General features: G+C 62.5%; 26 protein-coding genes. 10 read left to right on the top strand and 16 right to left on the bottom strand.

Going from position 1 to position 20,691, the window contains the following annotated elements; all coding sequences use genetic code 11:
* Nucleotides 1-8 precede the first annotated feature (8 nt).
* On the bottom strand, nucleotides 9-719 hold the full coding sequence (locus AC1DVS_RS07930) for an ABC transporter ATP-binding protein (protein ID WP_478021860.1): 711 nt from the start codon (nucleotides 717-719) through the stop codon (nucleotides 9-11).
* 43 nt (nucleotides 720-762) lie between these two features.
* Here AC1DVS_RS07930 and AC1DVS_RS07925 point away from each other — a divergent pair, with 43 nt between their 5' ends.
* Nucleotides 763-1,461 carry an arylesterase gene (locus AC1DVS_RS07925; protein ID WP_478021858.1) on the top strand — a complete coding sequence of 233 codons (699 nt, stop codon included), beginning with the start codon at nucleotides 763-765 and terminating at the stop codon, nucleotides 1,459-1,461.
* A gap of 39 nt (nucleotides 1,462-1,500) precedes the next feature.
* On the opposite strand, the gene AC1DVS_RS07920 is transcribed toward AC1DVS_RS07925, so the two are convergent.
* The gene (locus tag AC1DVS_RS07920) at nucleotides 1,501-2,181 is read right to left on the bottom strand and encodes a hypothetical protein (RefSeq protein WP_478021857.1); all 681 of its coding nucleotides are present in this window, start codon (nucleotides 2,179-2,181) and stop codon (nucleotides 1,501-1,503) included.
* Nucleotides 2,182-2,409: 228 nt separating this feature from the next.
* Here AC1DVS_RS07920 and AC1DVS_RS07915 point away from each other — a divergent pair, with 228 nt between their 5' ends.
* From AC1DVS_RS07915 to AC1DVS_RS07905, 3 genes are all read left to right on the top strand, one after another.
* The gene (locus AC1DVS_RS07915; protein WP_478021856.1) at nucleotides 2,410-3,063 is read left to right on the top strand and encodes a hypothetical protein; all 654 of its coding nucleotides are present in this window, start codon (nucleotides 2,410-2,412) and stop codon (nucleotides 3,061-3,063) included.
* Nucleotides 3,064-3,377: 314 nt separating this feature from the next.
* Complete coding sequence (locus AC1DVS_RS07910) at nucleotides 3,378-4,034, top strand: hypothetical protein (RefSeq protein ID WP_478021854.1); 657 nt, start codon at nucleotides 3,378-3,380, stop codon at nucleotides 4,032-4,034.
* Between the two features lie 408 nt (nucleotides 4,035-4,442).
* Complete coding sequence (locus AC1DVS_RS07905; RefSeq protein ID WP_478021853.1) at nucleotides 4,443-5,150, top strand: hypothetical protein; 708 nt, start codon at nucleotides 4,443-4,445, stop codon at nucleotides 5,148-5,150.
* Nucleotides 5,151-5,298: 148 nt separating this feature from the next.
* Here the strand turns inward: AC1DVS_RS07905 and AC1DVS_RS07900 are convergent, their stop codons facing one another.
* The 3 genes from AC1DVS_RS07900 to AC1DVS_RS07890 all read right to left on the bottom strand — a co-directional run bounded on the left by AC1DVS_RS07900 (nucleotide 5,299) and on the right by AC1DVS_RS07890 (nucleotide 7,232).
* A complete protein-coding gene (locus AC1DVS_RS07900; protein WP_478021852.1) occupies nucleotides 5,299-5,991 on the bottom strand; it encodes a hypothetical protein in 693 nt (230 codons plus the stop codon).
* Nucleotides 5,992-6,154: 163 nt separating this feature from the next.
* Nucleotides 6,155-6,439, bottom strand: a complete 285-nt coding sequence (locus AC1DVS_RS07895) for a CsbD family protein (protein WP_478021851.1) — start codon at nucleotides 6,437-6,439, stop codon at nucleotides 6,155-6,157.
* Between the two features lie 175 nt (nucleotides 6,440-6,614).
* Nucleotides 6,615-7,232: a hypothetical protein gene (locus AC1DVS_RS07890; protein ID WP_478021849.1), complete on the bottom strand. Its 618-nt coding sequence runs from the start codon at nucleotides 7,230-7,232 to the stop codon at nucleotides 6,615-6,617.
* A 234-nt stretch (nucleotides 7,233-7,466) separates the two neighbouring features.
* Here AC1DVS_RS07890 and AC1DVS_RS07885 point away from each other — a divergent pair, with 234 nt between their 5' ends.
* Nucleotides 7,467-8,192, top strand: a complete 726-nt coding sequence (locus AC1DVS_RS07885) for a hypothetical protein (protein ID WP_478021848.1) — start codon at nucleotides 7,467-7,469, stop codon at nucleotides 8,190-8,192.
* Nucleotides 8,193-8,289: 97 nt separating this feature from the next.
* On the opposite strand, the gene AC1DVS_RS07880 is transcribed toward AC1DVS_RS07885, so the two are convergent.
* From AC1DVS_RS07880 to AC1DVS_RS07870, 3 genes are all read right to left on the bottom strand, one after another.
* Nucleotides 8,290-9,729 carry a hypothetical protein gene (locus AC1DVS_RS07880; protein WP_478021847.1) on the bottom strand — a complete coding sequence of 480 codons (1,440 nt, stop codon included), beginning with the start codon at nucleotides 9,727-9,729 and terminating at the stop codon, nucleotides 8,290-8,292.
* A 419-nt stretch (nucleotides 9,730-10,148) separates the two neighbouring features.
* Nucleotides 10,149-10,472 carry an ArsR/SmtB family transcription factor gene (locus AC1DVS_RS07875; RefSeq protein WP_478021845.1) on the bottom strand — a complete coding sequence of 108 codons (324 nt, stop codon included), beginning with the start codon at nucleotides 10,470-10,472 and terminating at the stop codon, nucleotides 10,149-10,151.
* A complete protein-coding gene (locus AC1DVS_RS07870; RefSeq protein WP_478021844.1) occupies nucleotides 10,472-11,119 on the bottom strand; it encodes an SRPBCC family protein in 648 nt (215 codons plus the stop codon). The genes AC1DVS_RS07875 and AC1DVS_RS07870 overlap by 1 nt, the downstream gene beginning before the upstream one ends.
* Nucleotides 11,120-11,344: 225 nt before the next feature.
* On the opposite strand from AC1DVS_RS07870, the gene AC1DVS_RS07865 reads away from it, so the two are divergent.
* Nucleotides 11,345-11,743 carry a DUF5360 family protein gene (locus tag AC1DVS_RS07865; protein ID WP_478021843.1) on the top strand — a complete coding sequence of 133 codons (399 nt, stop codon included), beginning with the start codon at nucleotides 11,345-11,347 and terminating at the stop codon, nucleotides 11,741-11,743.
* Nucleotides 11,744-11,809: 66 nt separating this feature from the next.
* On the opposite strand, the gene AC1DVS_RS07860 is transcribed toward AC1DVS_RS07865, so the two are convergent.
* The 5 genes from AC1DVS_RS07860 to AC1DVS_RS07840 all read right to left on the bottom strand — a co-directional run bounded on the left by AC1DVS_RS07860 (nucleotide 11,810) and on the right by AC1DVS_RS07840 (nucleotide 15,063).
* The gene (locus AC1DVS_RS07860) at nucleotides 11,810-12,472 is read right to left on the bottom strand and encodes a phytanoyl-CoA dioxygenase family protein (protein WP_478021841.1); all 663 of its coding nucleotides are present in this window, start codon (nucleotides 12,470-12,472) and stop codon (nucleotides 11,810-11,812) included.
* A complete protein-coding gene (locus AC1DVS_RS07855) occupies nucleotides 12,469-13,176 on the bottom strand; it encodes a lysozyme inhibitor LprI family protein (protein WP_478021839.1) in 708 nt (235 codons plus the stop codon). The genes AC1DVS_RS07860 and AC1DVS_RS07855 overlap by 4 nt, the downstream gene beginning before the upstream one ends.
* Nucleotides 13,177-13,261: 85 nt before the next feature.
* Nucleotides 13,262-13,882 carry a DJ-1/PfpI family protein gene (locus tag AC1DVS_RS07850; protein WP_478021837.1) on the bottom strand — a complete coding sequence of 207 codons (621 nt, stop codon included), beginning with the start codon at nucleotides 13,880-13,882 and terminating at the stop codon, nucleotides 13,262-13,264.
* Nucleotides 13,883-13,893: 11 nt separating this feature from the next.
* Nucleotides 13,894-14,727: a PhzF family phenazine biosynthesis protein gene (locus tag AC1DVS_RS07845; RefSeq protein ID WP_478021835.1), complete on the bottom strand. Its 834-nt coding sequence runs from the start codon at nucleotides 14,725-14,727 to the stop codon at nucleotides 13,894-13,896.
* A gap of 15 nt (nucleotides 14,728-14,742) precedes the next feature.
* Nucleotides 14,743-15,063 carry a UrcA family protein gene (locus AC1DVS_RS07840; protein WP_478021833.1) on the bottom strand — a complete coding sequence of 107 codons (321 nt, stop codon included), beginning with the start codon at nucleotides 15,061-15,063 and terminating at the stop codon, nucleotides 14,743-14,745.
* Between the two features lie 106 nt (nucleotides 15,064-15,169).
* Here AC1DVS_RS07840 and AC1DVS_RS07835 point away from each other — a divergent pair, with 106 nt between their 5' ends.
* Nucleotides 15,170-16,585, top strand: coding sequence for an aminotransferase-like domain-containing protein (locus AC1DVS_RS07835; protein WP_478021831.1), 1,416 nt, complete (start codon nucleotides 15,170-15,172; stop codon nucleotides 16,583-16,585).
* 14 nt (nucleotides 16,586-16,599) lie between these two features.
* Here AC1DVS_RS07835 and AC1DVS_RS07830 read toward each other — a convergent pair whose 3' ends face one another.
* The 3 genes from AC1DVS_RS07830 to AC1DVS_RS07820 all read right to left on the bottom strand — a co-directional run bounded on the left by AC1DVS_RS07830 (nucleotide 16,600) and on the right by AC1DVS_RS07820 (nucleotide 18,270).
* The gene (locus AC1DVS_RS07830; RefSeq protein ID WP_478021829.1) at nucleotides 16,600-16,845 is read right to left on the bottom strand and encodes a hypothetical protein; all 246 of its coding nucleotides are present in this window, start codon (nucleotides 16,843-16,845) and stop codon (nucleotides 16,600-16,602) included.
* A gap of 155 nt (nucleotides 16,846-17,000) precedes the next feature.
* A complete protein-coding gene (locus AC1DVS_RS07825) occupies nucleotides 17,001-17,648 on the bottom strand; it encodes a DsbA family oxidoreductase (RefSeq protein WP_478021828.1) in 648 nt (215 codons plus the stop codon).
* Between the two features lie 151 nt (nucleotides 17,649-17,799).
* Complete coding sequence (locus AC1DVS_RS07820) at nucleotides 17,800-18,270, bottom strand: SMI1/KNR4 family protein (protein ID WP_478021826.1); 471 nt, start codon at nucleotides 18,268-18,270, stop codon at nucleotides 17,800-17,802.
* Between the two features lie 152 nt (nucleotides 18,271-18,422).
* On the opposite strand from AC1DVS_RS07820, the gene AC1DVS_RS07815 reads away from it, so the two are divergent.
* From AC1DVS_RS07815 to AC1DVS_RS07805, 3 genes are all read left to right on the top strand, one after another.
* Nucleotides 18,423-20,021, top strand: coding sequence for a SulP family inorganic anion transporter (locus AC1DVS_RS07815; protein ID WP_478021825.1), 1,599 nt, complete (start codon nucleotides 18,423-18,425; stop codon nucleotides 20,019-20,021).
* A gap of 76 nt (nucleotides 20,022-20,097) precedes the next feature.
* Entirely contained in the window at nucleotides 20,098-20,337 is a 240-nt protein-coding gene (locus AC1DVS_RS07810) for a type II toxin-antitoxin system ParD family antitoxin (RefSeq protein WP_478021823.1), read from the top strand.
* Nucleotides 20,334-20,660, top strand: a complete 327-nt coding sequence (locus AC1DVS_RS07805) for a type II toxin-antitoxin system RelE/ParE family toxin (protein ID WP_478021822.1) — start codon at nucleotides 20,334-20,336, stop codon at nucleotides 20,658-20,660. Before AC1DVS_RS07810 ends, AC1DVS_RS07805 begins: the two co-directional genes overlap by 4 nt.
* Nucleotides 20,661-20,691: the final 31 nt, after the last annotated feature.

The following is a 20,691-nucleotide window of genomic DNA, read 5'->3' as shown; positions in this document are numbered from 1 at the left end:
CCAGTCGTTCACGCGGGCACGCCGGGCGCGTGGTCAGCTACGATCCGGCCATCAGCGAGCTCGACGATGCGGTCGCAGCGTTCGGCGAGGTGCGCGTCATGGGTGATGACGATCAGCGTGGCGCCGGCGGCTTTCTGGCGCTCGAACAGCAGGTCCATGATCGCGGCGCCGGTCCTGGTATCGAGATTGCCGGTCGGCTCGTCAGCGAAGACCAAAGCCGGACGCGGGCCGAGCGCGCGGGCGATGGCGACGCGCTGCTGCTCGCCGCCCGACAGCTGGGCGGGATAATGATCGAGCCGGTGGCCAAGGCCGACCGCCTCGAGCTCGGCATCGGCGCGGGCGAAGGCGTCTGGGATGCCGGCCAGCTCCATCGGGACGGCGACATTCTCGCGCGCGGTCATCGTCGGCAGGAGGTGGAAGGCCTGGAGCACGATGCCGATCCGGCCGCGCCGGGCACGGGCCAGCGCATCCTCGTCGAGCGCGCCGAAATCGAGCCCGGCGACCTCGACCTTGCCCGAGGTGGCGCGCTCCAGCCCGGAGAGGATCGCCATCAGCGAGGACTTTCCCGAGCCGGAAGGCCCGAGCAGCGCGACGCTGGCGCCGCGCGCGACATCGAGATCGATGCTGCGCAGGATGGCGGTCGGTGCGGCAGCGGCGCCGAGGGTGAGCGTGACAGCGCGCGCGGCAATCACCATATCGGCGTTGAGATCATTCGGCATGAAGGGGAAAATCGCCTTGGAGCGTGGACCGATACGTTATGGGGTGGCCGCGCTGCTTCTCCAAGTGTTGCTGTTGGCGGGGTGCAATAGCGAGCCGGCGGCCGCGCCCTCCCCTGCCCCTGATGCCAACAGCGCCGAGGTGGTTGCGCCGCTCGATGCGCCGCGGCCGGTGGGGCCTGAGCGGCTGGTGCTTGCCTTTGGTGACAGCCTTTATGCCGGATATGGCCTGCCGCGCGGGCAGAGCCTGCCCGATGCGCTCCAGATGCGGCTGCGGCAGCAGGGGATCAACGCGACCTTCGTCAATGCCGGCGTCTCGGGCGACACCAGCGCCGATGGCCGCGCGCGGCTTGGCTTCGCGCTCGACAATCTGGCGCGCAAGCCCGACCTGGTGATGCTCGGCCTTGGTGGCAACGACGTGCTCCGCCAGATATCCCCGGCCGAGACGCGCGCCAACCTCGCGGCGATGCTCGACATGCTGGGCAAAAAGCATATCCCCGTGCTGCTGACGGGGATGATGGCGCCGCCCAATCTCGGGCCTGATTATGGCAATGCTTTCAACCGGATCTGGCCCGATCTGGCGGCTCAGTACAAGGTCGGGCTGTATCCGTTCGTCCTCGACGGGGTGATCGGGCAGCCGAAGCTGATCCAGGGCGATCATGTCCATCCCAATATCGCAGGCGTGACGGTGATTGCCGACCGGGTGACGCCGGTGGTGGCCGGGGAACTCAAGCGGGCTGAGTGACACGAGGGTATTGCGCCGGGCACGAGTGCGCGTGTCACCCTAGGGGATCGGTGCGTAGACGGGGGCGTAGATAATGGCGCAGCCAGCCCGCGGGGCGGAGGTGGGCGAGGTCGTCCCGGGGAACAGGGGCGCAGGCTCCGACGGGGGCAGAGGCTCCGGCGCGGGGTCCTGCTCGGGCGGTGGTTCGGGCGGTGGCGCCGGCCTGGGTTCCGGCTCGGGTGGTGGCTCCAGCTTTGGCGGACGCTCCGACGTGGCGGCCTGTGGCGGCGGCTGGCGTGACGGTATGACTGGCGGCTGGTGATCCGCGACGCGGGCGAGCGCCCTTTCGATCATCTCTTTGGCAGTGGGATCGCTCTTAACCTCCTCGCGGATTTGCCATTTCCTCGGCTGGCGCACGCGGAGCCAGTGCAGCGCTGCGTTGGGATCGGGCGGGAAATGGTGCGTGTAGGTGGCGTAGACCGGCTTGGGATCGCTCGCGCTTTTGAAGACCTTGGTGCGCTCGACGCTGCATCCGACGGCGCGGGAATAGAGCGCGCGTTCGACCCGGGCATCGGCATGCTCCTTGCCGACCACCACGGCCTCGGCGAACTCTTCATGGGTGTTGCGCCAGCGATAGATGGTGCGGACGCACACCTCGAAATGCTCGGCGAGCTCTTCGTCTGTGGCGCCGAGGCGGCACATGGTCCGGGCTTGCTCCACGAATTCTGGTTTGTAGATCATGGCGCCGTGGATAGCGCGGGCGCGGTTGGGGTTGAATCAAGGGCGGGGTGGGCAAAATGTCAGTAGGGTTCTGACTGTTTTGGCGGGGCATGTCTTGAATAATTATTATTATAACTCAACAACATAGCACTATAGAATACGCTACCACGAGAATCACTTGCACTTTAAGACGACGCGGCCAGTTGCGCGCGGATTGCAAGCCTCGGGCGAGTCAGGCATCCCCCGGGAATGACCAATGTCGTGCCGAAGCTACTCCGGTCCGTCGTCGCACTCCTGGCGATCAACACTCTTGTGGCATGCGCCCCCACCCCCAGCCCGGCCCCTGCTTTGTCGGCGACCCCGAGCCTCATTGGCAGCCAGGACGACCATGCCGCGAAAGTCGATCGTGCCGAGGCGCAAGCCGAGGCATCCTGCCCCGGCCAGACATCGCGTCGCGCCGAGACCAATGGAGAACTGGTCTCGGATTATCTCTGCTTCCGGCCGATCCTTCATAACTGTCATGTTGCCGGCGCCGATGCGCGAGTCATCCCTTTCGCGATGTTGCAGAATGGGGGAGGCGTTCTCGACACCCGCGATCCCGAAGATATTATTCCGCTCGACGACGGATCCATGGCATTCGCGATAACGACGACGCGCGACACGACCACCATCGAAGTACCGCTCTATCTGGCCCAAGGGCCGCATCAGGAATATTATGAGCATCCCGGAGATGCAGGAGGCAAGATCGAGATTGCCTATCTGAACGCCGCCAAGTCGCGCGCGGCGATCACCATCACCCACTTTCGCAAACCCCCGGCCGGGCCCACTACGATCTTCAAGGGGCGCTGTTCGGTCAAGCGCGGCAAAGCCGCCATTCGGGCGTTCGACAAGCTCGGGGAGTGACTCCTGTGGAGTTGCCGAGGCGCAGCAGGTTCAGCGCTCTTCCTTCAGACCTACGACGATCTTTTTGCGAGCGGTCACACGTACACCAGAATTAAGGGGTTATTGCACCCGGCACCGTAATCACGGAGTGATTTTGGTCGTAGTCCCAATCCGATGCTGGACCAAATTTCTACCGTGCTGCCAAGCAGTGAGCTGGTGACGGATGAAGATCACTTGGGAGGAAGAAAATGTTTGGACGTCGCGCCGCTGGTTTTGGACAGAAACCGCCATCACCACCTCCGCCTCAGTCCGATGTATGGCCTCCATTTCAAAAGATGGATACTGCGTTGGATGCCACGATCCGGTTGTTCACCCAAGCTTTTGACCAGGCGGGCCATGATTGTGGCGGACTGGCCATCCGGGGCCTGGTTCCCCCATCGGTGGGAAGTTTGCTTTCCGACTGCATCGTCTATCAGGGGAAGAATGGCCCGGAGTATCTTACGCTTGGGCTGACCCAGGATTTTAAGGCGTTTTCCTACCAGCCTCATTGCCGCCTGTTTCTGATTCTCAATGGCGTTGGGTTCATGGAAGACCCGATTTCTCCGGATTTGCGCGCGCAGATCGCTGTCAGCCAGTTGCCAAGTCCCCTCGTCGAGGCTCACATGATGAAAAGGTGGATCAAATACATCCGCCCAGTCGGAGAAGCCTCGGCTGCGGGTGACGGGGATGCTTTGAGAACTATCTTGCGAAACATCAGGGCTGAAACGGCAGAGGTAGAGCAGCAAGCGCCACAGTGGATCGCCCAGCGCATCAAATTGCGTGAACGCGCCGAGGAGTGGTGCTCAGGATTTCCGGGAACAATCGGTCGGCCCCTTTCGAAAGAGGTCAAACGAATTAACAACCTGCCGATGTCTGATTTTGTTGCGGATCTTGTGACTGACTTCCTTGTTCAAATGCAGATGCGAGGGAATATGTCGGACCGACCGGCGTGACCATAGACTATAATTCGGATAATTCGGAACGCGGCCTATACTAATTAGAGCACCCCGGAGATGCAGGAGGCAAGATCGAGATTGCCTATCTGAACGCCGCCAAGTCGCGTGCGGCGATCACCATCACCCATTTTCGCAAACCTCCGGCCGGGCACACTACGATCTTCAAAGGGCGCTGTACGGTGAAGCGGGGTAAAGCTGCCATTCGGGCGTTCGACAAGCTCAGCGAGTGACCCCGTGGAGTTGCCGAGGCGCCGCAGGTTCAGCGCTTTTCCTTCACACCTGCGACGATCTTTTTTTTCGAGCGGTCACAAGTACACGGAATTAAGGGGTTATTGCACCTGGCACTGTAATAATTTTGAGGGGCGGCACCTCAATGATTGGTAGAGTTCTCGAAGGGAGGATAGCATGGTGCTGAGGTTGATGGCTGCACTGACGGCGCTGGTCGGCGGATTGACCCAAACGCCCGCAGGCAAAGCGGTGCCGCAGACCGAGAGCGAAAATCCACCATGGAAATGCGAGGCGGATTCTGATCCCAAGCTATTGCTCGGCGCAATCAAGGCTGTCGTCAGGGTGGACCCGCACGGCAAATTCGATGGTGGCGAGGTGACATGGGATACCGTGTTTGGGACCGCGCAGGCTCCATCCGCCAGCGCCAGCGCCTCCTGGTGGTTCAACAAGGATGCACCAACGAAATTATATGGGCGCTTGATATTCCTCAGTCCAAATCTGACCAGTCAACGGGATCATGATGCGCTCTGGAAACGCAAATTTCGGCTGAGGCTGTCGATTGATCCCGATCCGACGGCCGATTGGCAATGGGGATATATGGATCTCGTTCGCCGGCCCGTGAGATGGAATGAGCAATCCGGCTCTCCCTCGTTTAATGCCAAGGCTGACGAAATTCTCGCGATGGCGCGCGGCAGCGACCAGCTTTTCCTTGTGGCTCAAAATGAAAAAGGGAGAACCCTGTTAAGTCAGGATCTGCATTCGCAGCGATGGGGGGCGATGTACGAACAGGCCCAAAAACTGGCTCTACAAGCAACGAATATGGCTGCAACCTACAAGACCAGTTGCATGACTTCCGAAGCAGAAAACGCAGACATCGCCCTCTAGCGGCCGCTGCAGTCCGAGAACGATTATATGAAAAAGGGGTCAGAGTGATTTATTCACCGTGCGCCGATCGGAGGTGACCGGCTTGGCCTCTACCGACCCATAAATCACTCTGACCCCTTTTATTGGAATTTTGGGGGCAGGTGATGGATCACTCCGCGGGCGGCGTCTCCTGACATGATGCGCCGTAATCGCGCCGCCCAAGTGCCTCGACCTTCCTGACTATCGCGGGGTCGAGTTTCACGCCTGTCGCGTAAATCGAGGGTAAAGCTACGCGCACGCTGGCGTAGATGGTTGCGTTGTCGCGGCGCAGGAGCTCGACGGCACGCAGCACCTGGTTGCGCTCGGCCTCGCTTAGCGCGCCGCCGGTATGGCTCAGCGCGACGAGATCAGCACCATCGGTGAACTCCTTTGCATTCGCCTGGTTCAGCGCTGCCATCGTCGCATAGGCCAGGGTCCATCGCTGCATCGTCTCACCCGACATGTGCAGCGCGACGTCGGAGGCATTGGCCGAGGAGAAGGCAAGCGAATCCCAAGTCCAGAACGGCGTCTTGTGCCGCGCGATCAGCCCGATCATGTCGGCACGGCTCGCGCCTCGTTCGACACCATCCCGGATCGCACTCAGAGCGGTATCGATACAGCGATTGAGCGCGTAGCGGCCCCATACCTGCGGCCCGTCGTCGCGCGACAGTTCGAACCGCATCGCTTTCTCGGCCGCCTCGGTCTTGTGACGCCACTCGATTGCCTGCACGGCCTGCTCGGCGCCGAGCGCGATCAGCACCCCGATCACGATGATGCCCACTTCCTTCGCCAGCTCGCGCCAGTTCTCCACGGCTTTCGGCATGTGGACTTCCATGTGGCGATCATCCCCCGCTCAATCGATTGATGTCGCACACAGAAAGCCGAGATTGGCGCGCAACGCAATGGACGGCGTACTGGTCAGGGGAAGAATTTGGGGACACTATACTCATTATATTTAGTATAGTGTCCCCGAATCTTGCCGCAGCTCACTTCCGCACGGATTTCCCGCGCAGTGTGTTGAACAGCGCGAGGCCGATCGTGCCGACCAGGGCGGCCGTGGTCCAGGGCCGGTCCTTCGCGAATTGTTTGGCCTGGTCGACCAGTGGGCCGACCTTTTCCTTGGTCTCACCCAATGTCTTTTGCAGCTTGCCGCCAAGCTGGTCGGCAATCCCGGTGGCCTGCAGCTCGGTATCACCGGTCGCGTTGCCGATGCCCTCCTCGATCTTGCCGGCCAGATCGCGTCCTTCGCCAACCACTGTATCCGTGCTCATAATCTTTTCCCTCGCTTGGCAACCAAGCGCCGCCGGTAGATCAACGTCCCGTCGGCTGAATCGATGCGCTCAATTCCCGGAGATTAGCCTGACAGGTACAATTTCCCGTTAAGCCCTGCCGTCAGTCAGCTCCGCGGAACGCCGGGTTGTCGTGCGCTTTTTTTCGCAGAGGCGATCAGGCCATTTCGACATTCGCGAGCGAGAAGATGAAGGGAGGCGATTCCGGGCCGGGGCCGCCGCCAGTCATCACGATGTCGGCACTGCTGATGCCGAGCAGTGAAATCTGGGTATTCACCTCAGAAAGGACGGCCGCATCGATCACCTCGCCCTCGACCACCTCGGAGGCGACGCCGATCCACAGGGTCGGCTCGAATTCGAAGGCAGCGATCTGCTGTGGAACGATCGACGTCTTGCAGGCAAGCAGCCTGTCCGCCCTGTAGATGTTCGCGCTGATCGCGCCTTGCGGCAGGGCGTTGAGCACCTGAACCTCGGCGGGGTCGGTCGCAGGGCCATGAAACCGCAGCGTGTCGCCGCTGGACGTCCTGGTCATTGCATACATCAGGCCCGGTTCGGCATCGAGCCGTGGCGTGAAATTACCCCAGCTGTCGCCGCCCGCAACCTGCATGGTCATCGGATAGGTGAAGGGATGATTGTCGCCTACGCCGCAATGCTGGATGACGAGCCAGGCGATCGTCTCCGTCTCGGACGCGGCAGCGACGTTCTTCTGGAAAATGACGATTTGTGACTCATTGCGCTCGTTCGACTCATTGATGAAATTGAGTTTGATATCCACGGATTCCCCCATCACGATTGCAATTCGCTTCAGGCCGCTGAGGTGAACTGATCTTTTCCGGGCCGCAAGCGAGGTGCCACCATTACGGTGCCAGTTCACTTAGCCCCTGCACTCGTCCGCGACCCACCCATCACCGTCACCATATCCGGCCTTCAGCTCACAGCGCCGTCGCTTTGGTCCTATATCGGAGCTACGAACGGCATAATATCGCCCGACCTCCATGGGAGATGGCGCGTGGCGACGCTGGCGAATCCAGTCCCGATCAGGTTGAGCGACGAGCGCAGGTTTTTCGGCGCGATGGCCCTCATCATGGTGGGCGCGACCTTTGTCGGGTTCGCACCATCCTATTATCTCGGGCCGGCCTTTGGCGCGAAGCCGCTGTCGATGCTGGCTCATGTCCACGGCGTGGTCTTCACCCTGTGGATGCTGCTGTATCTCGCCCAGACCGGCCTGATATCCGCCCGCCGTACCGACATTCACCGGCTGGTGGGGCCGGCCGGCCTGACGCTTGCCATCGTGATGGTGCCGCTGGGCATGGCGACGGCGATCGTCACCAAGCAGGTCGCGGCCGCCGGCCATTTGCCGCCGCCGGGCCCTCCCCTGATCTTCCCGATCGGCGCGATCCTGACATTCGCGGTGCTGGTCGGCGCCGGCATCGCGATGCGCGGGCGATCGGCCTGGCACAAAAGGCTGATGCTGCTCGGCACGGCGGCGATCGTGACCACGCCGCTGGCGCGGATCACGAAATTCTCGCATCTCGGGGTGCCGCCGCCCATTGGCGGAATGATCCTGAGCGATCTCCTGCTGATCGGCCTGGCCGCTTATGACGTGCGAACCAAGGGCAGGCTGCATCCGGCAACCCTGTGGGGCGGCGGCTTCTTCCTTGGGACGCAGGTGGTTCGTGTCCTGCTCAACATGACGCCGGCCTGGCAGGCGTTCGCGAAGGGTTTGACGGGATAGGGGCGCGATGACGCAAAGTTGGCCCCGTCTGTCGTGTATTCAGGCCCATCAAGTATAGCGTCGCCAAATGCATCGTAACCCGTTCTGGGTCGCGATCCTAGTATCCCACCTCACTTGATGCCTGATATACATAGGAACGACCATAGACACTCACGCGAAACTCTAATTGCCCTTGCCCGTCATAGTCAAATGGCAGGGTGAAGCGCTGAAGGGTATATGGTGCATTGAATTGCATCCTTGAAATCGTCATCTTCCCAAAGAATTTATTGTCGGAGTTCCGATAGACGTCGATATCGATCAGACCGTTATTATCTGCCGTGTTGTTGTCCACCATGAGCGTGAACGTCGCATTTAGATGCCCGGCAGGGAGACCCGAGATATAGGGACCAAAGGTCAAGTTGGAATAGCTACCTGTGGCAGCGATGCTCCAGCCAGTGCCGTTCGCCAAACCCGAACCATGATAACTCTGGGGCCCGTTGGCGTTCCAGAAACCCAAGGGTGCTGGATTCGTAACCGCCATATGATCGAGATCTACATAGCCGTCATTTTGGGCCATGATGCTGTCGAGCATGATCTGCGGCGTGTTGAGCGCGATATAGTTTGTCTCGTCGCGGCAGTCGGTGCGGACCCAATATTGGCCTCCCCATATATCCAGCCCGGCCAGGCCTGTCGCAGTGACGTTTAGAACGCTGCAGCGACTCTGAAGCGGATATGTCGCACTATTTTCCGGGTGACAAATGGGATTATTCGAACCCCTTTCGCTGTAACAGCGGCTTTGCGGAAGCCAAGATTCCCACCGGGTGAGGCCATATTCCTTGGTAAAATAATAGCGCTCCAGCGCATTATTTGATTGGGACAGGTTGGTATTGGCAAAATGATCGCTCCGTATCGCGGTCAGAGCCTTGAGGGTTTCGAACTGGTAGGACGCCGGAGCATTCCAGAAGGTCCTGCCGGACGAAGAATTGTTTGAGCAGCCTGGCCGATTTGGCGTAATCTGCACATGATGGGTGGTTACACCCGTCGAGCTCGAAGCCGCCCAGGTGCTCGGCGATCCGGCAAACGGAAAAAGGACCCAGCCTCCGGCCCGGTCAGCCATCGTTGCCATGCTGCCATTGCGAGACCAGCCTTGATCATAACAGCCGCCATCCGACGTGCGCACAAACGATGCGAAGGCCGAATTCGTCGTGTCCGTGAAATCATAGCCGTCGCGGGCTACGTTGAAACCGAACACGAAATTTGCATCGAAAATGCCTTGCCCGCTCTTCGCATGCATTACTTTCACGGTGCCATCCATTCCCAGCACAGGGAAGCTGGAGAAGGCGAAGTAAGTCGCACCGTCACTCTGATCGAAATCAGTGACAATATAAGGTGATGCCTCACCAATGCGAATGTTGCGATGGGAAATGCAGGTTGCAGGATCGCCGGGGATCGCTTGATCCGACGAATTCGTACAAACATCCTGAATGAGGTAATCGAGAAGCTCAGGATTTGCGCTGGCATGTGCTGGCGAGATCGAAGCAATGATGGAAACGATCATCGCTATCCACAAAACACGCAGTCGCGGCATATATTTCCCCACATCTACCAGTAAATACTATAATTTCGTAACTATATGCGATATCTTTGTAGTAAAATATTTAAATTCGTGAAGTTTTTATGACAGTTTGGTTTCACCATTTCAGTGTCAGTATTTTTTGTCTGCGGAAATTTACATGATATTCCAGCGTTTTCCCAATGGAATTATATCCGTTTCGGTTGTTTGAGGAATTTTTTGGTAAAAGGCCTCAGAGCCATTTAATGGCAATGCCCTCCTCACCGACAAGTGCAAGACTGCAAGGTTGCAAGACTCGGCGGTGCTTCAGGTGAAACGCGCAACAATCCCTTTTTCTTTCCGGCGATGAATGGGCGCTTTGAATTGAGCCGCTATTTAATCTGTCATCAAAATCCAAAATCTTTTCAGCGATGCTTCTTGCCGCGCGCGATTTCGGTTTCAAGCGCCGCCAGCTTGTGAGTCCAGAAGCCGCGGAAATGGTCGAGCCAGGCGTCGACTTGCTGGAGAGGCGCGGTGTCGAGGGCGTAGAGCCGGCGGGTGCCTTCGGCGCGCACATGTGCGAATCCGGAGTCTCGCAACACCTTGAGATGCTGCGAGACCGCCGCCTGGGTGATGCCGAATTCGGCCGCGATGATCGCCACCACTTCGCCCGAAGAATGCTCGCCCTCGGCCAGCACCTCGAGGATGCGGCGGCGAACCGGATCGCCGAGGACATCGAAGGCGTGCATCACGACGCGGGAGGCTCCATCTCGCCAGTGTAGAATTGCCGCGTCATCTCGGCACCGGCGCGCGCCTTTGCCGGATCGGTGCCGGCAAGCACGTCAGCTTCGCCCCAGCCCGTCGCGGAGGTGCGCACAAAGCCTTTGCCCTCGGGGGTGGTCGGCCATGCCGCTCCCTCCGCGGGATCCATCGCCGCGCTGGGATCAGCGATGTGCMGCGCCAGCCCCATGAAACCGAGCTCCCAGCCGACGCCGACAGCGCCGGGACCGAAGGGCGGGAAGTTCGGATCGACGATCGCGACATGCTCGAGCTCGAGCCGTGTGCGCGCGCCATCGGGGGTCAGCGTGACGGTGACCCAGGTGACGGTGCCGCCGAATTCCCAGGTCGCGCCGATCCGCTTTTGCGGCTGGCACTCGGTGATGGTGCCGCCCGCATTGCCCTGGAACTGGTAGCGCCCGCCTAGCTCGAGATCGCCGCTCACCGGGAGGAACCAGCGCTTTATGCGATCCTCGCTGGTCAGCGCATCCCAGAGATCGGCTGCGTCGGTGTCGTAGACGCAGGAGGCGATCACTGCCGTGGCGGGCTTGCCGTCGCGCTCGAAATTGCGGACGACGCGGGACATGGCGTTCAGATGCGCGCCGAGATCAAAGGTCATAGCGAAACTCCATTGCTGAAAGCGCGTGGAATATATAAGTTACTCCTTATATAAGTCAATGCTGATATTGATGATTGGATTGAAGATGCCCGCTAACCGAGATCGACCACGATTGTGCCAAACGGCCCGCGCCGGCGGTGCTCGGGGGCCTGATGCACTGCCTCGAACAGGCAGACAGCGAGCGCCCGAGGGGTATCGCTTTCACCCCGGACACATGGTGACGACATGGTGAGGTCAGCCCTGCTCACGGCGACAGAGATTGGCATGCTCGCCTATTGGATTGCGGCGGCGCTGATCTGCATCGGCGTGGTGTCCGTCTCACCGGAACTGATGTATTCCGATTACAGGAACGAGCTGGTCATGGCCTGGAACTGGTCATTCCTGCCCGTGGACATTCTGTTCGCGACGCTTGGCCTTTGGGGACGGTTCGGAAGCCTCGACCCGCGCCGTCGCTCTATGGTGTCGATGATCGCGCTCACCCTGATGTTCTGTGCCGGCACCATGGCCATCTCCTTTTGGGCGATCAATTTGCAGTTCGATCCCGTCTGGTGGGGCGCCAACCTCTGGCTGATGCTGCTCTCGGGCCTCGAACTGAGGAGACGGCTGGTTGCGGTCAATGACTGACGGCACGGGACGACACGCCCGTCGCTTGCCTGAAAGGAGTGGCCCGCGCGGACCGTCCGTTTGAGTCTATTTCATCAGCGAGCGAGCTTCCTGCGGAAGTGCCGACCAGACCTCAGGCCGTAGATAGATTCGGTGATCGACGGCCGCCGTCGCGCCCCTCGGAATAAGCGCGCCTTGTACCGAGCGTCGCCACCACGCGGTCATATTGGCGCTATGGCCGTGCCAGACTGAGCCGTCGAACAGCAGGAGCGACCCGGCAGGGCCGCAGGCATATTCGAGGCCGGAGAGTGGAGGTTCTTCGGGCAGCGCGCGCCGATGGGCAGATTCCGGCAGGAACCGGGTTGCGCCGTTCTCGACCTGGAACGGGTCGATCATGAGAATGAAGCCGAGGAGCGGCCAACCGTCTTCGCCGGGAGCTACGTCCTGATGCAGTGCCTGCGCGGCTGCGCCGGGCCGGATGCTTCGGGCGTGGAACGCGCTCAGTTTGAACGGGCCGCCGATCAGCGCCGCTGCCGCATCGAGCAGCGGCTGGTGCGTGAGGATAGCGGCCAACTCCGGTGCGCGATCGAGCAGCGCGTTGACCCGGATGCTGGTCGCTCCCTCCTTGCAATCTTCCGGACGAGCGGTCGCGACGGCGCGGTCATAGGCGGCAATGGCGGTTTCCAGCTCGCTTCCGCGGAAAGCGCCCCGGATAGTGGCGAAGCCTTTCTCCCGCAGCCCTGCCCTCACTGGTTGCCGGCGGCCCACGCATTGTCGGGCGAATAGCTGTCGTCGATCGAATAGCGCTTGTTCGGGCAATAGCGTTTGCAGCTCGGCGAGCTGCTGACGGAAATCTGCGTGACATGGCCGGTCTTGTCGCGCTGGAAGGCGAAATCGACGGTGCACGCTCCGCCGCCGACCCAGCGCGCCTTTGACTGCGCCGCGACGAAGGTTGCGATCTGGTTGGCGCCGGTCAGCGCGCAGAGCGATTCAGGCGGGTCGTTCTCCAGATCGCGCTTGATCGTGAAGCTGAACTGCTCCGGGCCTTCATGGGCGATATGGAGATAGGCGACGTCAGCTGTCTTGTAGCTGGCGGACCAGTCCTCCTCGCGGAACTCGTCGAGAAAGGCGCGCTGCTGGGTGTATTCGCGCTCGACCTGCGCAGCGCTGCAAGTCTTTGCGCAGTGGGCACGCAGGACCTGCTGCCAGTCGCGTTGCTGGCCGCGGAAGGCGACCTTGTCGAAGACGATGGCGAGCTTTTCGCGGTAGCTCTCGGCGACGAGGCTATCGAGCAGCGACAGGGATTCGCTCTTGCAGATCGTCTTTTCGAGCGGGTGCCCTGCCTTGGCGCAGTTGAAGCTCGGCTGTTGCTGTTGTGGTGGTTGTGGCTGGGGCTGTGGCGCGGCGCCGGTCCCCAACAGGGCGGCGATCAGCAGGGCTACCAGGTCGATCATCAGGGCCTCCCGAGGCGAAGATGGTGGGTCCTCGCCGGATTATATCATGGCCGCAACGATCGCAATGAAGCTGCCTTTCCCGCGCTCAGGCCGCTCTTTGCGCCTCGGCCGCCAGGAACGGCGCGATCGCATCGATCGCCTGCCTGACATAGGCCTGTTTCTGACCGACCGGTGCTGCGTAATGGATCGCCTCCTCGGCGTCGGCGATGCTGCCGAGGCGGGCGATCGTCCAGGCGGCGAGATATTGCGATGCCAGGCACCCGCCCGCCGTCGCGACATTACCATGCGCGACAAAGGGTGCGTCGAGGACGGTGACGCCGGCCTCGACCACCCAAGGTTTCGACATCAGATCCGTGCAGGCGGGCAGATCGCCGATCAGGCCAAGCTTCGCCAGCAGCAAGGTGCCCGAGCATTGCGCGCCGACCAGCTGGCGCGTGGGGTCGAGCGCGAGTTGGGAGAGCATGGCGGGGTCGGCTGCAACAGACCGGGTGCCGATGCCGCTGCCGATCAGCACGGCATCGGCCTCGAGCGCGAAGGCGAGTGGCTTCTGGCGCTGGATCGTGACGCCGTTGAGGGAGGTGATCTCGGGCGTCGGCGCGGTGATGTGGGCTGTCCAGCCCTTTGGCTTCATCCGGTTGATGATGGCGGATGCGATGAAGGAGTCGAGCTCGTTGAAGCCGTCGAAAGTGAGGATGGCGATTTGCATGGTGGTTCCTTTCAGCCCTGGCCTGAAAACAGCGTCAGCGTGCGGCCGCCGATCCAGACTTGTCCGGTCTCGTCCTGGGTTACGTCGACGCGGCCGGTGCGGCCGAGCTTCGTGCCTTGCGCGGCGACATAATGGCCGCTCGTCCGGCCGCTTGCGAACAGCCATTGGCCCACCGACGCGTTGAGGCTGCCGGTCACCGGATCCTCGATCATGCCGCCATCCGGGCCGCTGAAGATTGCGCGGAGCTCGAAGGCGGTTTCGCTGCCGGGTGCGTGGGGGCCGACGATTCCGATATCGATCCGCGCTGCGTGATGCCGCACCGGCTCGACCGCGAGCACTGCCTCGGCTGACTCAAGCAGAACCGCGATCCAGCCGGGGCCGTTATCCACCCATTGCGCCGCGACGATTGCGCCGCGTTCGATGCGAAGCGCCGCAACGACTTCGGCGATCTCCGCCTCGGTCGGTTCGCCGCTCCGGATCAGCGGGGGCGCGGCGAAGGCAAGCGTCTCGCCCTGGCGTATCTCGATCAGACCGGCGCCGCATTCCTGCACCACCACGCCTTCGCGCTTCGGCTTGCCGCCAGCTTCGAGCCAGGCGTGGCAGGTGCCGAGCGTCGGGTGGCCGGCAAAGGGTAGCTCATGCGCGAGCGTGAAGATCCGGACGCGGTAATCGGCATCCGGGTGCGTCGGCGGCAGCAGGAAGGTGGTTTCGGAGAGGTTCAGCCAGCGCGTGATGCGCTGCATCTCCTCAGTGCCGAGATCCTCCCCATCGGCGATGACCGCGAGTGGATTGCCAGTGAAAGCCTCAGTGCCGAACACGTCGACGAGCTTGAAGGGACGGGTCATGCGATTTCCTCTTGATCAGTGACGATGGCGATAGGCGTCCAGCAGCAGCGGGTCATCGATCCGCGCCATCGTATCGGCCATGGCGTCGCGCCAACAGGGAGAATGCTGGATCGCGAGCTTCAGCGCGCTGAGGCTGGTCTCGGACCCACCGCACACCGAGAGGGCCGCCGCTTCGATCCGCGCAAGCGTTCGCCGCGCCGCCGCTGGCGTTGCGGGGTGCAGCCCGGCCCGGTGCACGACGACGGCGTACCGATCGGGGCCGATCTTCTCCTGCGCGACCGCAGGGATCGCGATCGCCGCGCAAAGGGCGAAGCCAGTGAGAAATGGGGTGCGCATCGTCTTCTACCTCCTGTCGGGCCGCCAGATGCGCGCAAGGCGCTGGCCATGACAGGAACGGATCGATACAATATAGAGAAACTGTACCGGTCAAGAAAGCAGTACAATGGCGACAATCGATCTCGATATCACCCGCACGGGCCATGTCATGCAGCTGATCCGCGATCGGATCGAGCGGCGCTTGCTGACGCCGGGAGCGCGCCTGCCATCGGTGCGCGCCATGGCTGAATCGACTGGTTTCTCGAAGTCGACGGTGGTCGAGGCCTATGACCGGCTGGCGGCGGACGGCGCGATCCGTGCGCGGCCCGGCTCGGGCTTCTATGTCGCGGCCCCGCTCTCGCCCTTGTCTCTCGACCGGATCGGCACTTCGGGCGAGCGCGAGGTCGATCCGTTATGGATGCTGCGCCAGTCGCTGAACGGTCAGTCCGAGATGCTGAAGCCGGGCTGCGGCTGGCTCCCCGATAGCTGGCTGGCGGGTGCGCCGATCCGCAAGGCCTTGCGGGCGGTCGCACGCAGCGATGCGGAAGGGCCGTTGACCGGCTATGCCTCGGCGCTTGGCGCACCACCGCTGCGGGCACTGCTCGCGCGGCGGCTCGAGGAACAGGGCGTGGGAGCCGCGCCCGATCAGATCCTGCTGACCGACAGCAGCACCCAGGCGCTCGATCTCGTCAGCCGGTTCCTGCTCGAACCCGGCGATACGGTGCTGGTCGATGACCCGTGCTACTTCAACTTCCTGGCCCTGCTGCGCGCGCATCAGGCGAAGGTGATCGGCATCCGGATGACGCCGACGGGTCCGGACATGACCGCCTTCGCCGCCGCGCTCGTCGAGCATCGGCCGCGCTTCTATCTGACCAATTCGGCGATCCATAACCCGACCGGCGCGACACTTTCCGCCGCCACCGCGCACCGGCTGCTGAAGCTCGCCGAGGCGCATGACCTCGTCATCGTCGAGGACGATATCTTCGCCGATTTCGAGCATGTCCAGGCGCCGCGCCTCGCCGCGTTCGACGGGCTCGACCGGGTGATCCGGATCGGCAGCTTCTCCAAATCCGTCACCGCCGCGATCCGCTGTGGGCATATCGCGGCGCGGCCCGACTGGATCGAAGCGCTGGCCGATCTGCGTATCGCGACCTCGATGTCGGGCAATCCGCTGTCAGCCGAGATCCTCCACGCAGTGCTGACCGATGGCGGCTATCGGCGGCATATCGAGGGGGTGCGCACCCGGCTCGCCCGGGCGACGGCGCGGACGATGAAACGGCTGCGCGATGTCGGGATCGAGCCGTGGATCGAGCCGGCCGCCGGGCTTTTCCTCTGGGGTCGCCTGCCGGGCGGCCTCGATGCGACTGAACTCGCCCGCGCCGCGCTGGCCGAGGATATCGTGCTGGCGCCGGGCAATGTGTTCAGCCCGAGCGGCACCTGGGGCGATTATTGCAGATTCAACGTGGTGATGAGCGATGACGACCGCGTCAGCGCGTTTCTGGCGAAGGCGTGCGGCGGATCCGCGCGCCAGCCCGCGTCGTGAACGTCAACTCAAGCCTAATGCACATATTTCGCCATGCGCAGCAGGCACAGGAGCAACGTATCGAGCTGATCGTCATCCTCCCTTATGTCCCGCCCTGGATTACGCCAGCGCCAGATGACCTGCATCGCCAGGGGATCGACCTTGCCGAACTCCTCCCTGAAGGAAGAGGCAAGATCAATATTGCTGATCTCTGGCGTATCATCGACGATCGATCGGAATATCGTCGAAGGTTTGTTTCCCGTGAGGATCTGGTTCATCATGACGGTAACACCCTTGCTTGAACAGGCTTTGGCAGCGACTCCGGTCTAACCCGCTAGCGTTGCAGTCATGTTGCAGATTTCGGATGCTCCGATGACAGCGGGCCAACCCAGCAGCCAGCGCCACCAATGACGGCGTCAGATATCGCGCCGCGCGCTCAGACCTCAGCCGCAATGGCGCGCAAGGCCTTTTCGAACGCGTCGGGTGGCTGGCCGCCCGAGATGAGATATTTGTCGTTGATGATCACCGCCGGCACCGAACTGATCCCGCGCGATTGCCAGAGCTTCTCGGCCTCGCGCACCTCGGCGGCATAGGCGCCGGACTCGAGCACCTCGCGCGCGGCGACCGGATCGAGGCCGGCCTGTTCCGCCGCCTCGACCAGCACATGATAATCGCACGGGCTCTGGCCCCTCGTGAAATAGGCCTCGAACAAGGCATGCTTCAGGGCGCTCTGCCTCCCTTCGATCCCGGCCCAGTGCAGCAGCCGGTGCGCATCGAAGGTGTTGTAGATGCGGCTCTGGTCGTTGCTCGCCATGGTGAAGCCGACGGACGCGGCACGGTCCCGGATCGCTTCGCGGTTGGCGGCGGATTGCTCGGGCGTGGAGCCATATTTCTCGGCGATATGCTCGACGATATTCTGCCCCTCGGCCGGCATTTGCGGATTGAGCTCGAAGGGCTGGAAATGCACGTCGGCGGCGATCAGGTCGCTGGTGCGATCGAGCGCCGTCTCGAGCCCCCGCAGGCCGATAATGCACCATGGGCAGGAAACGTCGGAGACGAAATCGATCTTGAGCGGCTTTGTCATGCGGGCACCCTGTGGCTTGGTTACCGCCCATATAGGTGCAGAAATGGGAATGTCAGGGCGGCGGGCTCGTGCCTGGCCATCATGATCGGGCTGGGGCTCAACGCTCCTGATGTTGCTCAGTGGCGTTACGGGGTAGCTCAGGTGCCGTTCGTCACGCTCGCGGAGCGACTGAAGTCCAGTCGCGGATGTACGCAGCGACGAATTCATCGAAGCTGTCGGCAACATATCGTTCGCTACCGCCGATCACCATGACCCTCCCATAGTCGATGCCTGGCGCGCAGTTGACGGCCCAACCCCAGCACCAGATCGAGAAATCCGCGAACAGGATCAGCTTGCCCTCATTTTCCGCCACGGCTCCGACCAGCGGCATTTTATAATATTCGGCAATGCTTTTAATGTTCTCGAAGGGCCACCAGTTCGTAAGCTCGCTATCCCATGATGGATCGGACACAGGGGAAGCATTGCGCAAATAGGCGCGGAATGATTCCGGCAAGCGCATGCCGTATCGCTCCTCGAGCCGATCGATTTCCGCCGCTGGAGTTGGACGTGTCTCGATGCCGGCTTGGGTGGACTGCCACCAGCTCAGCAGGATCTCGTACGCGGGAGGTAGTGCATCGCCCATGGGTGGACGCTATCACCGCAGCGGAACGCCTGTCCCCATAACTGGTCTTTGCCTCGGTAAAGCCCTGCCCCGTTGGTTCAGGATGGCGGTGAGTTCGAGCGCCCCGGCATCTTCCCGTTCCTTTCCCCATTGCCTCCGCCTAGGATCGGCCGATGCGTCGCGCCGATCTGTTCGCCGGAATATCGATAGCGGGGCTGATGCTGCCCGAGGCGGTTGCCTATGCGAGCATTGCCGGCCTGGCGCCGGGGCGGGCGATCCTGGCGGCGATTGTCGGTTGCCTCGTCTATGCGATGGCGGGGCGCAGCCGGTTCGCGATTGTCTCCCCCACCTCGGCCTCGGCTGCGATCCTGGCCGCGGCGCTCGCAGCGATGCCGGGCGATGCCGCGGCGCACGGGGTCTATGCGACGGTCGCGGTGGCGATGGCGGGCGGACTGTTCCTGGTGGCACGCGCGCTGAGGCTCGGCGGGCTGACTGGTTTCGTCGCGCGGCCGGTGCTGCGCGGCTTTGCCTTCGGGCTGGCGATCACCATCATCTTGCGCCAGATGCCCGCGCTGGCCGGCGTCGGGGTAGAGGCGCCCGATATTGGGCGGCTGGCGATCGGACTGGTCCGCACGATCCCGCAATGGCATTTCACGAGCGTGGCGACCGGGCTTATCGCGCTGGTCGTGCTGCTCGCGCTCAGGCGGGTGCCGAAAGTGCCGGGCGCCTTCGTCGTGCTCGCGATCGGCATCCTCGCCTCGCATGCGTTCGACCTGCCCCGACACGGCGTCGTGGTGATTGGGATGATCGACGTCGCGCCCGCCTTGCCGACCGTGCCGCATCTGTCGTTCAACACGCTCTCGCATCTGCTCCAGCTCGTCTTTCCGCTGGTCCTGATCCTGCTTGCCGAGAGCTGGGGGACGATGCGCGCGCTGGCTCTGCGGCACGGCGACATGATCGAGCCGAACCGGGAGCTGGGCGCGCTCGGCCTTGCCAATCTCGCCTCGGCGCTGGTCCAGGGAATGCCGGTCGCGGCCGGCTTCTCCGCCGGTTCGGCGAGCGAGGCAGCGGGTGCGGCGACGCGCTGGACCGGGGTGATCGCCGCGCTCGGGCTGGCGGCGCTTGCCTTTGCCGCTACGCCGCTGATCGCCGAGCTGCCAAGGCCGGTGCTCGCAGCGGTGGTGATCGCAGCGCTGACCCATGCGCTCGATCCGGCGCCGCTGCTCAGGCTGTGGCGGCTCGGCCGCGACCAGTATATCGGGCTCGCCGCGACGATCGGCGTGCTGATGTTCGGGGTGCTCGACGGCATGCTGCTCGCGATCGCGCTGTCGATCGTGGCGCTGATCCACAGGTTCGCAACGCCGCCGCTGATCCAGCTCGGGCGGCTCGGCGACAGCCATAATTATGTGGACATCGCCCGCCATCCCGAAGCCGTGGTGCCGCCGGGTGTCGCGATCTGGCGGCCGGCCGAGCCCCTGTTCTTCGCCAATGCCGAGCAGGTGCTGGGCACGCTGGAGCAGCGGCTATGCGCCGAGCCCGGCCTGCGCGCGGTGGTGCTGAGCCTGGAGGAGAGCTTCGACCTCGACAGCACCGCGCTCGACGCGCTGATCGAGTTCGAGGCGCGGCTCTGCAAGAGCGGGATGACGCTGCAGCTGGCGCGGGCGCATGATCCGGTGCGGGACCTGCTGGCGGTGGCGGGGGCCGAGGCGCTGGTGCGGCGGAGCAGCTACAGTGTGGATGATGCGGTCAGGGCGATCCAGCCTCCGACATGATCGGGCATACTGCTTCGCTTGACGGGTGACGAATGCTCATCTTGCCAATTTTTGCCATCATCGCTATTTTCGAGCCATGAGCACGATGAACATCTCATTGCCCGATACGCTCAAGACTTTTGTCGACGAGCAGGTCGCGAGCCGAGGCTACGGCACCAGTAGCGAATATATGCGCGCATTGATCCGCAGAGAGCAGGACCGCGAGCATCTGCGCGGGTTGCTGCTCGAAGGCGCGTCTTCGGCACCGGCAGCACCGCTTGACGACGCCTATTTCGACGCTCTGCGGGCGCGGGTTCGCGGCCATCAGACAGGGTGACCGCGAAGCGCGTCGTTCCCAGGACGCAAGCTGTTCAAGATGTGGAGCAGGCAACCGAATGGTACAGGGGTCAGGCGGGAGAGAGCGTCGCGATCGCCTTCGTCGACGCGGTGCAAGCCGCCTCGCGCTCGATTGGCGCCAATCCCGCGCTCGGTTCGCCACGCTATGCTCACGATTTGAATCTGCCCGGCCTTCGTAGTCGCAGGCTCAGGCGCTATCCCTATCTCGTCTTCTATATCGAGCAGGACGATCATGTGGATCTATGGCGTGTGCTCCACGCTCAGCGCGATATTCCAACATCGATGAGGGAAGGTGACGGTTGAGGTGCCTCACTATCGCGGAAGGCGCTCCGTC

This window comes from Sphingomonas sp. P3_C5 (assembly GCF_056402635.1).
This window is presented reverse-complemented; position numbering and strand designations above follow the sequence as displayed.

Excerpts from the sequence above, each read along its gene's own strand:
- AC1DVS_RS07930 (WP_478021860.1), bottom strand. The coding sequence starts at position 719 with ATGCCGAATGATCTCAACGCCGATATGGTGATTGCCGCGCGCGCTGTC.
- AC1DVS_RS07920 (WP_478021857.1), bottom strand. The coding sequence starts at position 2,181 with ATGATCTACAAACCAGAATTCGTGGAGCAAGCCCGGACCATGTGCCGC.
- AC1DVS_RS07915 (WP_478021856.1), top strand. The coding sequence starts at position 2,410 with ATGACCAATGTCGTGCCGAAGCTACTCCGGTCCGTCGTCGCACTCCTG.
- AC1DVS_RS07910 (WP_478021854.1), top strand. The coding sequence starts at position 3,378 with ATGGATACTGCGTTGGATGCCACGATCCGGTTGTTCACCCAAGCTTTT.
- AC1DVS_RS07905 (WP_478021853.1), top strand. The coding sequence starts at position 4,443 with ATGGTGCTGAGGTTGATGGCTGCACTGACGGCGCTGGTCGGCGGATTG.
- AC1DVS_RS07900 (WP_478021852.1), bottom strand. The coding sequence starts at position 5,991 with ATGCCGAAAGCCGTGGAGAACTGGCGCGAGCTGGCGAAGGAAGTGGGC.
- AC1DVS_RS07895 (WP_478021851.1), bottom strand. The coding sequence starts at position 6,439 with ATGAGCACGGATACAGTGGTTGGCGAAGGACGCGATCTGGCCGGCAAG.
- AC1DVS_RS07880 (WP_478021847.1), bottom strand. The coding sequence starts at position 9,729 with ATGATCGTTTCCATCATTGCTTCGATCTCGCCAGCACATGCCAGCGCA.
- AC1DVS_RS07875 (WP_478021845.1), bottom strand. The coding sequence starts at position 10,472 with ATGCACGCCTTCGATGTCCTCGGCGATCCGGTTCGCCGCCGCATCCTC.
- AC1DVS_RS07865 (WP_478021843.1), top strand. The coding sequence starts at position 11,345 with ATGGTGAGGTCAGCCCTGCTCACGGCGACAGAGATTGGCATGCTCGCC.
- AC1DVS_RS07855 (WP_478021839.1), bottom strand. The coding sequence starts at position 13,176 with ATGATCGACCTGGTAGCCCTGCTGATCGCCGCCCTGTTGGGGACCGGC.
- AC1DVS_RS07850 (WP_478021837.1), bottom strand. The coding sequence starts at position 13,882 with ATGCAAATCGCCATCCTCACTTTCGACGGCTTCAACGAGCTCGACTCC.
- AC1DVS_RS07845 (WP_478021835.1), bottom strand. The coding sequence starts at position 14,727 with ATGACCCGTCCCTTCAAGCTCGTCGACGTGTTCGGCACTGAGGCTTTC.
- AC1DVS_RS07840 (WP_478021833.1), bottom strand. The coding sequence starts at position 15,063 with ATGCGCACCCCATTTCTCACTGGCTTCGCCCTTTGCGCGGCGATCGCG.
- AC1DVS_RS07835 (WP_478021831.1), top strand. The coding sequence starts at position 15,170 with ATGGCGACAATCGATCTCGATATCACCCGCACGGGCCATGTCATGCAG.
- AC1DVS_RS07830 (WP_478021829.1), bottom strand. The coding sequence starts at position 16,845 with ATGATGAACCAGATCCTCACGGGAAACAAACCTTCGACGATATTCCGA.
- AC1DVS_RS07825 (WP_478021828.1), bottom strand. The coding sequence starts at position 17,648 with ATGACAAAGCCGCTCAAGATCGATTTCGTCTCCGACGTTTCCTGCCCA.
- AC1DVS_RS07820 (WP_478021826.1), bottom strand. The coding sequence starts at position 18,270 with ATGGGCGATGCACTACCTCCCGCGTACGAGATCCTGCTGAGCTGGTGG.
- AC1DVS_RS07815 (WP_478021825.1), top strand. The coding sequence starts at position 18,423 with ATGCGTCGCGCCGATCTGTTCGCCGGAATATCGATAGCGGGGCTGATG.
- AC1DVS_RS07810 (WP_478021823.1), top strand. The coding sequence starts at position 20,098 with ATGAGCACGATGAACATCTCATTGCCCGATACGCTCAAGACTTTTGTC.